Below are 12,323 nucleotides of genomic sequence, written 5' to 3' on the forward strand. Positions count from 1 at the left end.
GCCCAGCACGCGGTCGATCGGCTCGGCCCGCGCGGTCAGCATGATCACCGGCGTGTTCGAACGTGCACGCAGGTCACGCAAACGGAATTACTTGAACCGGTAGCCGATGGTCACACTGTAACCACGGCCGAAGATGGTGGCGTAGTCACTGGAGTCACCCAGGAAGCTGTTCGGATCGTAGAACGGCAGGCGGTTGAACAGGTTCTTGACCGTGAAGCTCAGGTTCCACGCATCATCCGGGCGCCAGGTGACGCTCATGTTGGCGGTCCACCACGACGGTGCACCATCGCACTTGCTCTTCTGCAGGGCCAGGTAGCCGCCGGTGCAGGTTTCCTTGTTGTTGCTCTCTTCGTCGATCTGGTCGGTAGCCCACTTGGTGCCACCCACGTAGTTGACGAACATGCTGGTGGTCACCTGCTTGTAGGTCCAGTCTGCATTGAGCGTGGCACGCAGGCGCGGGTTGTTGTAGTAGCCCACCACGTCGCCGTAGTACCAGCCGTTCTCCGCGTCCATATAGAAGCGGTTGCGGTTGGCGATGGTGGCGGCCAGGCCGATGTTCAGGCTGCCCCAGTCGCCCAGCGAGAAGCGGCTGCGCGCGTCGATGTCGAAGCCGTCGATCAGCGTCTTGCCGCGGTTCTTGTACTGGCCGACCACGCTGGCCACGTTGCCGGCGGAGTAGCCCGGCAGGGTGGCCGGGCAGCTCACGCCGCTGGCCGGATCGGCGCACATTGCCGCCAGCTGCGCCAGGTTGGCACGGTCGCTGTCGGTGATCGGCGAGCGCGACATCGAGATGATGTCTTCCATGCGGCGATAGTCCGGCGCGACGATTTCGTTGTCACGGTAGATGAACCAGTAGTCGGCCGACACCGACAGCCAGGTTGCCGGCTCGTAGACGAAGCCGAGGGTGGCGATCTTGGCCTTTTCCGGCTTCAGGTCCTTGTTCGGCTGGGTCATGCGCGCCACGGTGCGGCTGCAGTCGACGTTCAGCAGGGTCTTGCCGAGGTCGACGTCACCCGGCCGCTGCGACTTCAGCAGCAGGTTGGCGATGGCGTTGGTCTCGCCGCAGCGCAGTTCGTCACGGAAGCCACCGAGCTGTGCGAATACGCCGCCGTTGCCGGACTCAGCCAGGCTCGGTGCGCGGAAGCCGGTGGAATAGGTGCCGCGCAACATCAGCTGATCGAACGCCTGGTACTTGAAGCCGATCTTCGGCGCGATGTTGGCGCTGAAGTTCGGGTACTTGTCCACGCGCACCGCCGCATCCAGTTCCAGCTTGTCGGTGATCGGCGCCACGGTCTCGGCGAACAGCGCGTAGGTGTTGCGCTTGCCGTCGAACCACGAGCCGCCCTGCTGGGTGATCAGGCCATTGGCCGCATCGGCGTTGCCCGGGGTGTAGAAGGTCTCACGGCTGGCGTTGAAGCCGAACGCGGCGCGCATCTCGCCCGCCGGCAGCTGGAACAGCGGTCCTTCGATCTTGCCGTCCAGGGTATGCAGGCGGGTCCACGACTGGATGTCGAAGGTCGGGAACGCTTCACGGATCAACGCGGCGTTGGCTTCGCTGATCTCGCCGAACTTGTACGCCGGGTGGTCGGAGATGATCACCCGACCGGTACCAGGATCGATCGTGTACGGCCCGAACGCCTTCTCGAAGCCCTTGGTGTTGACGTTGATCGTCTGGTAGGTGGTGGAGTGGGTGCCGGCGCTGGCGAATGCGGTTTCCCAGTTCCAGTCGCCCCGGTTGCCACGCGCACCGGCCAGCACGCGGTAGCTCTTGTCGGTATTGCGCTGGCCGAAGTAGTTCGGGCCGGCATCCTGCAGCAGGTAGTTCAGGCCGACCACGCCGCCCATCATGGCCTTCAACTGCGGGCTGGCGTGGTTGTACTCGTTGTTCGGGCCCAGGAACGGGTACAGGAACTGGTTGACGGTGTTGCCGGTGTTGCGCGAGAACCAGCTGGTCGGGTTGCCAGTCGTGGTGCCATAGGTGCGCGGCGTGCCGCCGTTGGCGCGCAGGTCGATGTCGGTATAGGTCGCCTCGGCGAAGATCTCGGTGTTGTCACCGACCAGGAAGGTGCCGTTGAGGTAGGCGGTGTTGCGCTCGGACTTGGCGCCGGCATCGATCTCGTTGTTCATCCAGGTTTCCCAGACGCAACGCGGGCCGGCCGCTTCACTGGTCAGCACGTTCCTGCAGCCCGGCGCGGCTTCCTGCACGCGGCGGCCGGTGACCGGATCGAAGGCGAAGTAGGTGCCCGGGTTGAACTCGCCCGGCCTGCTGCCCACGCCCAGGCGCAGGTTGTTGAGGTAGTTCGGGTTGTTGACGTAGTACTGGTCCGGACGCTTGTCGTAGAAATCGCTCAGCGGAATCGCGTCGCGACGGTACATGTTGACCGCGCCATAGATATTGAAGCGGTTCTCGGCCAGGTCACCGAAGCCGGCGGTGATGCTGGCCTGGCGCTCACCGTAGGAATCGATGCGCGAGGAGGTGTCGTTGGTGAAGCTGATCTCAGCACCCTGGAAGTTGCGCTTGGTGATCACGTTGATCACGCCGGCCACCGCGTCGGTACCGTACACGGCCGACGCGCCGTCGGTCAGTACTTCCATGCGCTCGATGGCCGCCGCCGGGATCGCATCGATGTTGACGAACTGGGTCTGGAACCCGGCCGGTGCGCCGTAGTACGACAGGCGGCGACCGTTCAGCAGCACCAGTGTGCCCTGTGCGCCCAACCCGCGCAGGTTGGCCTGCGAGGCACCATCGGAACCGGTGAACAGCGAGCGCGCATCCTGCTGCGCGGGGCGAGCGGCCGGCAGGTTGTCGAGCACCTGCAGCAGCGTGCGCGCACCCATGTTCTGGATGTCCTGCTTGCTGATCACCTGCACCGGCGAGGCGGTTTCAACGTCGGTGCGACGAATGTTGGAGCCGGTGACCTCGATACGGGCGAGGTCGGTGGCGTTGTCCTTGCTCTCCTGGGCGAAGGCAGGAGCAGCAAGCGAGAACAGCGCGCCGGCAATGGCCAGCGTCAGCGGAGCGATCGGGCGGCAGGGGGGGCGGTGGTGGCGGGCGGGCAACATCGGGGTTCTCTCCTGGCAGGGGTGCGGCGCAACTGAGTGAGCGCGTGGGCGTTCGGCGGGCAAAACGCTCCCGGGCCACGGCCATGAGGGCCGTAGTCGGGATGGGGCGGGGGAGGAGCGGTGTTACGTGGGGGTCATGGGGCGACGATGCTGGCGGAGTCGCCCTCCTGGCCGATCAGTACGGCGTTGGCCCAGTTGGCACAGACCTGGGCGGGTTGGCTGCCCTGCGCACCCAGCGTGCGCAGGCTCAGGGTGGAAAGGCCACGGATGTCCAGCTCCGGCTTGACCACGCCGGGCGCCTTCACCAGGCCGCTGTCGTACAGCAGGCGGTTGTCGCCCCATACCTGGAACTGCAGGCCGCCGGCGTTGCGGCAGGCGTCGTCGATGCCGAGGTCGGCACGCAGCAGGTGCCAGCCGCCCTGCAGGCGCAGGTCGATGCGGCTGTTGGCGCCGACTCCCAGGCCACGGCGGAACTGCAGGCCGTTCATGCGCATGCCGGCGTCGCCACGGAAGGACTGGTCGGTACGCAGCTGGCTGGCCAGCGCGGCCGGCACCGGCAGCTCGGAGAGATAGCGCTGCCGGGCCGGTCGCTCCGGTTCCTGGTGTTCGAGGATGTGGAAGGTGGACAGTGCGATCGGGCCGACGTCGCGCGGCTGCAGTGCATCGAACGCGCGGGCGCTGCCCTGGGCGGCGGTCACCATCGGGTCGGTGCTGCTGGCGCTGTCGCCTTCGGGGTTCTGCACGCTCAGTACGCGGAAGCGCAGCAGGCGGCCGGCATGGGCCGGGAAGTCGATGCGTTGCACGCCTTCCTTCAGCTGCAGGCGGCCACGGGCGATCGGCTCGCCCCACTCGCCATTGCTGTCGCCCAGGTACACCTCGTAATCGCGCACCTGGCCGTGCTTCCAGTTCTTGTCGTTGCGCGGCGCGATGTCGATGCCATCGATCATCCTGCGCTCGCCGAAGCCGATCACCCACTCGTGCGCGCCAGTGCGCACGGCCTGGTTGCGCACGCTGCGGAACCAGGTGTTGGGATCGTCATCGAAGGCGTTCTCCAGCGCATGGCCGGGCTCCTCGGCCGGGCGGTTGACCACCAGCAGGCTGTCTGCGGGCAGTTCGCGGCCGAGTACCGGCGCGGCCGGATAGGCATCGTCGGCGGCCGCAGCGGCCGCCGCGAAGTCCAGCTGCAGCTGCAGCGGCTGGCGGATGTCCTGGACAGCGGTACGCACGTGCAGCGTGCCACGGCGCTCCTTGGCATCGAAGTACCAGCCTTCAGCCGCACCGTTGAACGCCGCCGCATCGGCCAGCGCTGGCAACGCGCGGCCACCGGCCTGCACTGCACGTGGCGCCTGCCGGCTGAGCACGCGCAGGCCATAACGACGCTGCGCCAGCTGGCCGTTGTACTGGCCCTGCACCGCATCGATCTGCACCTGCACCGGGCCACTGCCCAGTGCAGGCGCCTGCACGCGGATTACCTGCGTGCTCGACTCACCCTGCTGGTAACGGCGCGTGTTGCCATCGTCTTCGTACAACGTGTACTGCGAGTCGCCCTGCGGGTACAGGTCGAAGGTCACTTCATCGAGCGGCTTTTCGCCGTCGAACAGCATCGACGGGTACATCGGCAGGATCGCACCGGCGCGCACGAACACCGGCAGCGTGGCCAGGTCCACCTGGCGGTCCAGCTGGCGGCCGTCGGCACCGGCCTGCACGCGGCGGCCGTCCCAGTAGTCGATCCAGCCGCCGGCCGGCAGGTGGATGTCGCGGCGCCAGCCACGGCTGGCGGCCTGGCTGCGGTACACCGGCGCCACCAGCAGGTCGCGGCCGAGCAGGAACTGGTACTTGTAGGTCTCATCCTGTGCATGCGGGTCGCGCGGGTAGTCCCACATCAGCCCCCGCACCGGCGGTGCGCCGGTCTGCGCGGCCTCGTGCACCAGCCCATACATGTACGGGGTCAGGCGCATCTTCAACTTCAGGTAGTCGCGGTTGATGCTGCGGTACGGCTCGTCGTACCACCACGGGTGCTTGCGCGCGTTCGACGACCAGCCGCTCATGCCCATCAGCACCGGCGTGAACGCCTTCCACTGCAGGTCGCGGGTGAAGGTCTCGGCGCTGCCGCCGAAGATTGCATCGACGTCGCCACTGGCGTAGGCCATGCCGGAGAGGCCCGAACCGACCAGGGTCGGCACGTGCCAGCGGATGTAATCCCAGCTGCTGCTCTGGTCGCCGGTCCACGCTACGGCGTAGCGCTGGATACCGGCCCAGCCCATCACCGTCCACAGGAACGGGCGCGAATCGGAGTTGTCGAGGATGCCGTTGAACGCCTGGCGGTTGGCATCCATCGCGAACTGGTAGCCCTTGCCGGTCCAGGCCACGTCCAGCTTCTGCACGCGGCTGCCGGCCTTGCCGACTTCCCAGGCGATCTTGTCGACGCCGTTCTCGGTCCACAGGCCGGTGCGGAAGCCGTAGCCGGCGAGCCCCTTCACCGTTTCCGGCAACTGCTTGTAGCCGCAGCCGTAGCCATCATTGGGCAGGATCCAGCCACCGGGCATGTCGTGGGCGCGGTACTGCTTGGCCACGCTGTCGATCACATCCGGCGTGGTGCCGGTCGGGCCGTCGCTCCAGCCTTCGGGCACGGTGCCGGGCTTCTTGCTGTTGTCGCCGTCGTTGTAGCAGTCGGCATCGCCATAGGACAGCGCCCAGCGCGCCACCATGTTCGGGCGGCCGGTCAGCTGGGTGTAACGCTCGATCAGCTTGGGCAGGTCCGCGCCGACGAAGTAGTAGGCATCGAAGCGGTCTTCGCGATGCAGCAGCGTGGCCTGGTCGGGCTGGCGCAGGTCGTAGCTGCCATCGCTCCAGGTATTGCGCAGCATGCCCCAGCCACGGCTGCTCAGCAGCATGGGTGCCGGGCTGGGGCGGTCGCCCTCTTCCCAGCCGCCGGAATAGGACACCTCCAGCTCGCGGCCCTTGAACTGATAGCGGCCGTTCTGCTGGCCGCCACCGAAGTAGCCCTCATCGGCCTGCGAGGACAGCACCTGCACGCTCTGCGTGGCCTCCAGGTCCAGCGGCTGCAGTTCCTGCCACAGCGCGGTGGGCTGGCCGTTGTCCAGGCGTTCCAGGCGCAGGCGCAGCGGTTGCCGCTGCACATGCAGGACCAGTGCGTCGGTACGCACGCGGATTTCCTGCGCGTCTTCTTCCAGCTGCGCCTGCACGTTCGCCTTGGGCTGCGGCAGCACGATCGGTGCGGCCTTGTCGCCGGCCCCGGTCAACGTGCCGTTGCGGCCGGCCTGCACGCGGATGATGTCGGTCGCCGGCAGTTCAATGCGGATGCGCGCTCCCTTGTCGGTCTGCAGGTCCCAGCCCTGCACGCCATCGCGGCTGGCGCTGGCGCTGACCGACCGCAGGTTGCCGACCGGCTCGGCCCGGGCCGTCATGGACGCCAGCATCAAGGCCGGCATCAGGGCCAGCATCAGCGGCGAGCGACGTACGCAGTTTTCCACGCGGACTCCCAACCCGTTCACCGGGCGTTTCGAAAGCGACTGGGCCGACTCTAGGGCAGCGATTCGAAAGATGTCAACAAATTGAAAGGAAAAAGGAAGATATATTCCATTGAAACGAAAGTTGTTGCGTCGCAATACTTTGTGTAAGCGCTTGCAGGTGCCTGTTAAGCATTGTGCGATACGGCATCCGGCCCGTTCTTTCGCTTCCCCGAGCACTCCCTGGCGGGAAAAGCCACCACGCCATTTTCTTTCTTTTTACTTTCGCTATTTGACATTTCGAAAGAAAACGCAGATGGTGCGCTGGCCCAACTGGAACCTCCGAATGGACGTCACCCTGCTTTCCGATGTGTCCGCCTGGCAGCGCCTGGGCGGAGCCGATACCGCTACCGAAATCGCCCAGCAGCCCGCGCTGTGGGAAGCCCTCGCCCAGGACCTGTCGCGTGCCCGCGACCGCCTGCAGGCCTTTCTTGGCAACAGCCTCAACGATCCCAACCAGCGCGTGCTGTTCACCGGCGCCGGCAGTTCGGGCTTCATCGCCGAAATGGTGGCCGACGCGATCAACGCGCAGTGGCCAGCCGATGTGCGCGTGGTGCACACCACCAGCCTGCTGACCCACCCGGCGCTGTACCTGCAGCGTGACCGACCGACCCTGCTGGTGTCGTTCGGCCGCAGTGGCTCCAGCCCGGAAAGCGTGGCAGCGGTGGAGCGCGTGCGCAGCGACGTGGACGACGCGCGCTTCCTCGATATCACCTGCAACGCCGATGGCGAACTGGCCCGCCGTGGCGCCGGCCGTGCCGATACCTGCACCGTGCTGATGCCCTCGGCAAGCTGCGATCGTGCCTTCGCCATGACCAGCAGCCTGACCTGCATGCTGCTGGCGGCACTGACGGTGTTCGATCGCTCGCCGTGGGATGCGCGCGTGGCGCGCCTGAAGCAGATCGCCGCGCTGGCCCGCGAAGGGCAGGCGCAGTGGGACGCACCAGTGGCAACGCTTGCGCAGCGCCCGTTCAACCGCGTGATCTACCTTGGCAGCGGGCCGCTGGAAGCGCTGGCCCGCGAGTGTGCACTGAAGGTGCTGGAGCTGACCGCTGGCCGCGTTCTGGCGCTGGCCAACACGCCGCTGGGCTTCCGCCATGGCCCCAAGTCGACGCTGGATGGCAACACCGTGGTGGTAGTGCTGCGCAGCGTGCAGCCGCTCGCGCGCCGCTACGAGCAGGACCTGCTGGAAGAACTGCGCCGCGATGGCGTGGCCGGGCAGGTGCTGGCGATCGGTCCACATTCGGACATCGGCGCCGATGACGATTACACCCTCACCGTACCGGCGCTGGACGATCCGTGGCTGGCACCGGTGTGGCTGGGCTTCGCGCAGCTGTTCGCGCTGCAGCGCTCGGCCGCGCTGGGACTGACCCCGGACAACCCGTTCCCGGACGGCACCGTCAACCGCGTCGTCAAGGGCGTCACCATCCACCATGGCTGAGCTGATCGCCCACGCCTGCTATGGCATCGACATCGGCGGCACCAAGATCGAGCTGGTGGCGTGCGATGCGGCGATGCAGGTCACCTGGCGCCGCCGCGTGGCCACGCCGCAGGGCGACTACGATGGTTTCCTGCAGGCCGTGGTGACGCTGGTGGCCGAGGCCGACGCCGCGCTGGGCCGGAATGATGCGGCCATCGGCATTGCCCTGCCCGGCGTGCGTGACCGCCGCAGTGGCCGCCAGCTCAGCGCGAACGTGCCCGCACTGACCGGCCAATGCGTGGCGCAGGATCTGCAGGCGCGGCTGCAACGCTCGCTGCATTTCGGCAATGACCTGCAGTGCTTTGCCCTGTCGGAAGCGCACGGCGGCGCCGCCGATGGCTACCCCAGCATGTTCGGCGCCATCCTCGGCACCGGTGCCGGCGGTGGCTTCTGCCTGCAGGGCCGGCTGCTGTCCGGCTTCAACGGTCTGGCCGGCGAATGGGGCCACTGGAGCGTGCCCGGCCATCTGCTGCAGCGCCATGGCCTGCCGCTGCTGGACTGCGGCTGCGGCCTGCAGGGCTGCGTGGAGCGCTATGTGTCCGGCAGCGGATTGGCCATGATCGAACGCCACCTTGGAGGCAGCGCCGTCGATGCCAGTGCGGTGATCACGCTGGCCGAAGCCGGCGATGCCCGCGCGCGCAAGGCGCTGGACATCCATCGTGATCTGCTCGGCCACAGCCTGGCCGCGCTGGTGCTGGCGCTGGACCCGCACGTGATCGTGCTCGGCGGCGGACTCTCGCAGTACGCGCCGCTGTACCAGCAGCTGCCGGCCGCCATCGCCACCCATCTGTTCAATGGCGTGCAGGTCCCGCCGATCGTGCCGCCACGGTTCGGCGATGCCGGTGGCGCGCGTGGCGCTGCCCTGCTCGCCTGCCAACCCTCGTTTTCCTGATCTCCGGAGCCTGACCATGTCCCCGTTGCAGACCCTGCTTGCTTCCCACCGCGCCGGCGCCAACGTCGGCCTGTACAGCGTCTGCTGCAGCAACGAGCAGGTGCTGCGCGCGGCCATGCACGTCGCCCTGGCGCATGGCACCGTGCTGCTGATCGAGGCCACCTCCAACCAGGTCGACCAGTTCGGCGGCTACACCGGCATGACCCCGCCGCAGTACCGCGACTACGTGGGTACGCTGGCCGATGAAGAAGGCTTCCCGCGCGAGCGGCTGGTCCTGGGCGGCGACCACCTCGGCCCGAATGCCTGGCAGAAGCGCCCGGCGGCCGAAGCGATGACCCACGCGCGCGTGCTGATCGAGGCCTACGTCGCCGCCGGTTTCCACAAGATCCATCTGGATTGCAGCATGTCCTGCGCCGATGATCCGGTGCCGCTGCCCGATGCCATCGTCGCCGCGCGCTCGGCCGAGCTGGCCGAAATCGCCGAGCGCACCGCCGCCGAACATGGCCTGCCGCCGCCGGTCTACGTGATCGGTACCGAAGTGCCGATTCCCGGAGGCGAAGCCTCGCTGGCCGAGGGCCTGCAGGTGACCACGCCGGCCGCCGCCGCGCAGACCCTGGCCATCCACCGGCAGGCCTTCGATACCTCGCAGCTGCGCGATGCGTGGCAGCGTGTGATCGCGATGGTGGTGCAGCCGGGCGTGGACTTCGACCACAGCAGCGTGCACGAGTACGACGCCGCGGCTGCCAGTACGCTGGCCGATTTCCTCGAACAGCAGCCACGCATCGTGTTCGAAGCGCACTCCACCGACTACCAGCGCGAGAGCGGCCTGCACGCGCTGGTGCGCGACCACTTCGCCATCCTCAAGGTCGGGCCCGCGGCCACCTTCGCCTACCGCGAAGCGCTGTTCGCGCTGGCCGCGATCGAGGCCGAACTGCTGCCGGCGGCACAGTGCTCGCGCCTGCCGCAGGTGCTGGACGAGGTGATGGTGGCGCAGCCGAAGTACTGGCAGTCCTACTACCAGGGCGATGACGCCGCGCTGCGCCTGCTGCGCAGCTACTCCTTCAGCGACCGCTGCCGTTACTACTGGGGCGAGCCCGCGCTGGTGCAGGCGGTGCAGACCCTGTTCGCCAACCTGGAACAGCACGCGCCGCCACTGGTGCTGCTCAGCCAGTACCTGCCGGAGCAGTACCGCGCCGTGCGTGAGGGCACGCTGGCCAACACCCCCACCGCGCTGGTGCAGCACCGCATCGGCCTGTGCCTGGGCGAGTACGCGCGCGCCTGCAGCGCCAACCAGGCCGGAACCCGCACGCAGAACGCAGGTTCGGCTGCCGCAGTTGCTGCGAACGGCTAATCTCTACCTTTCCCCGCGAAACCGAGAATGGCCATGCGCAACACCCGCTCCCGCCGGCAACAGATCCTGCAGCTGCTGATCGAGCACGGCTCGGTGCAGGTGGCCGATCTGGTCGAGCGTTTCGGCGTGTCGGCGGTGACCATCCGTGCCGACCTGACCCACTTCGAGTCGCAGGGGCTGGCCAACCGCACCCACGGCGGCGCCACCCTGGTGCGCACGCCGCCGCAGGAACAGGACATCCATGAGAAGGACGCGCTGAACCTGCCGTTGAAGGAATCGATCGGTGCGCGCGCTGCGCGCCTGGTGCAGCCGGGCGACAACATCATCATCGATTCCGGCTCGACCACGATGACGCTGGCCCGCCACCTGCGCGCGCATCGCGACGTGACGGTGATGACCAATGGCCTGAACATCGCCTGGGAACTGGCCAATGCCGCAGGCATCACCGTGCTGCTGACCGGTGGCCTGCTGCGCCAGCAGTCGCTGTCGCTGCAGGGCAGCCAGGCCGAGGCCAGCCTCAACTCGTACAGCTTCGACACCCTGTTCCTTGGCGTGGATGGCCTGGACCTGCAGTTCGGCCTGACCACCCACGACGAGGCCGAAGCCCGCCTCAACCACCGCATGGTCGAGCGCGCGCGCCGCATCGTGGTGCTGACCGACGCCTCCAAGTTCGGCCGTGTCAGCCTGCACCGCATCGCCCGCCTCGACCAGATCCACGCCATCATCACCGACGCCGGCATCGACGAGGCAACCCGCGAAGGGCTGCAGCGGCTGGGTATCGAAGTGATCATTGCCGAGCCTCCCGCATGACCGACATCCGTTCCCTGCATGGCCGCATCCTCACCCCGCTGGGCTGGCGGCGTGGCCAGGTACACTTCGATTCACACGTGCGCCAGCTGCAGGTGGATGACCACAGTGGTGCTGACGACCTGCAGCTGCCGGTCATCCTGCCCGGCTTCATCGACCTGCATGTGCACGGCGCGGCCGGGGTGGACCTGATGCAGGGCGGCGACGTGGCGCGCACCATCGCGCGCACCCATCTGCGCTTCGGTACCACCACGCTGCTGGCAACCACCATGACCGCCGGCCTGGATGAGATCGAGCACGCGCTGCAGGGCGTGGCTGCGACGATGGCGGCGCCCGATGCCGACGCCGCCAGCATCGTCGGCGTGCATCTGGAAGGACCGTTCATCAGCCCGCAGCGGCTCGGTGCACAGCCCAACCGTACGATCGAGGCGACGCTGGCGCTGGTGCAGCAACTGCACGCACTGGCGCCGATCCGGGTGATGACGCTGGCACCGGAAATCGGCGATCACACCGCACTGATTCCCGCGCTTTCGGCGATGGGCATCCGCGTGCAGCTCGGCCACAGCGCCGGCACCTACGAGGAAGGCGTAGCCGCGCTGCAGGCCGGCGCCTCCGGCTTCACCCATCTGTTCAATGGCATGACCGGTGTCGACCATTACCGACCCGGCATCGCCGCAGCGGCGCTGGCGCATGCACAGTACGCCGAGATCATTCCCGACCTGCAGCACATCCATCCCGGCGTGATCCGCCTGGCCGCGCGCGCGATCCCGCGCCTGTATGCGGTGACCGACGCGACGGCCGCCACCGGCATGCCCGACGGCGAGTACGCGCTGGGCGAGCAGCGCGTGCACAAGTGCGGCGGCTGCGTGCGCCTGGCGACCGGTTCACTGGCCGGCAGCGCGCTGACCATGGACCAGGCGCTGCGCAACCTGGTGCGCGTCGGCCTGGAGCTGGCCGACGCCTCGCAACGTGTTTCCACCTTCCCGGCCGACTATCTGGGCCTGGGCGATCGCGGCCGCATTGCGCCCGACGCCCGCGCCGACCTGGTGGTACTGGACACCGAACTGCGCCTGCGGCAGGTGGTCATTGGTGGGCGCGTGATCGATCTGACCTGACGCAAGCGATGCGGCCCGGATGCCGCGCGGGCTCCCTGTAGAGCCGAGCCATGCTCGGCTCACCGCACGAAGCGCGGCATGGGGA

General features: G+C 67.7%; 7 protein-coding genes and 1 pseudogene. 5 read left to right on the top strand and 3 right to left on the bottom strand.

The genetic code is table 11. From position 1 onward, the window contains the following. The 3 genes and pseudogenes from ABGA94_RS20380 to ABGA94_RS20390 form a co-directional block, all read right to left on the bottom strand. Window positions 1-78 (bottom strand): annotated as a pseudogene (locus ABGA94_RS20380) (DNA-binding response regulator); the annotation flags it as partial. Between the two features lie 9 nt (window positions 79-87). Further along, on the bottom strand, window positions 88-3,063 hold the full coding sequence (locus ABGA94_RS20385; RefSeq protein ID WP_329915450.1) for a TonB-dependent receptor domain-containing protein: 2,976 nt from the start codon (window positions 3,061-3,063) through the stop codon (window positions 88-90). 134 nt (window positions 3,064-3,197) lie between these two features. Next, window positions 3,198-6,557, bottom strand: a complete 3,360-nt coding sequence (locus tag ABGA94_RS20390) for a TIM-barrel domain-containing protein (protein ID WP_375367992.1) — start codon at window positions 6,555-6,557, stop codon at window positions 3,198-3,200. Window positions 6,558-6,879: 322 nt separating this feature from the next. On the opposite strand from ABGA94_RS20390, the gene ABGA94_RS20395 reads away from it, so the two are divergent. From ABGA94_RS20395 to nagA, 5 genes are read left to right on the top strand one after another with little or no spacing between them, the layout of a single operon-like run. Further along, the gene (locus ABGA94_RS20395) at window positions 6,880-8,034 is read left to right on the top strand and encodes an SIS domain-containing protein (RefSeq protein WP_329845921.1); all 1,155 of its coding nucleotides are present in this window, start codon (window positions 6,880-6,882) and stop codon (window positions 8,032-8,034) included. Continuing rightward, window positions 8,027-8,965 (top strand): ROK family protein, encoded by a 939-nt coding sequence (locus ABGA94_RS20400; RefSeq protein WP_061479038.1) that lies wholly within the window; start codon window positions 8,027-8,029, stop codon window positions 8,963-8,965. Before ABGA94_RS20395 ends, ABGA94_RS20400 begins: the two co-directional genes overlap by 8 nt. A 16-nt stretch (window positions 8,966-8,981) precedes the next feature. Next, window positions 8,982-10,316, top strand: a complete 1,335-nt coding sequence (locus ABGA94_RS20405; RefSeq protein WP_329845922.1) for a D-tagatose-bisphosphate aldolase, class II, non-catalytic subunit — start codon at window positions 8,982-8,984, stop codon at window positions 10,314-10,316. A gap of 33 nt (window positions 10,317-10,349) precedes the next feature. Continuing rightward, window positions 10,350-11,126: a DeoR family transcriptional regulator gene (locus ABGA94_RS20410; protein ID WP_005420109.1), complete on the top strand. Its 777-nt coding sequence runs from the start codon at window positions 10,350-10,352 to the stop codon at window positions 11,124-11,126. Then, window positions 11,123-12,238 (top strand): N-acetylglucosamine-6-phosphate deacetylase, encoded by a 1,116-nt coding sequence (nagA, locus tag ABGA94_RS20415; RefSeq protein WP_095378214.1) that lies wholly within the window; start codon window positions 11,123-11,125, stop codon window positions 12,236-12,238. Before ABGA94_RS20410 ends, nagA begins: the two co-directional genes overlap by 4 nt. Window positions 12,239-12,323 lie beyond the last annotated feature (85 nt).

This window comes from Stenotrophomonas sp. 3diitr2024, assembly GCF_042136455.1.
In the GTDB taxonomy this organism is placed as follows: Bacteria; Pseudomonadota; Gammaproteobacteria; order Xanthomonadales; family Xanthomonadaceae; genus Stenotrophomonas; species Stenotrophomonas sepilia.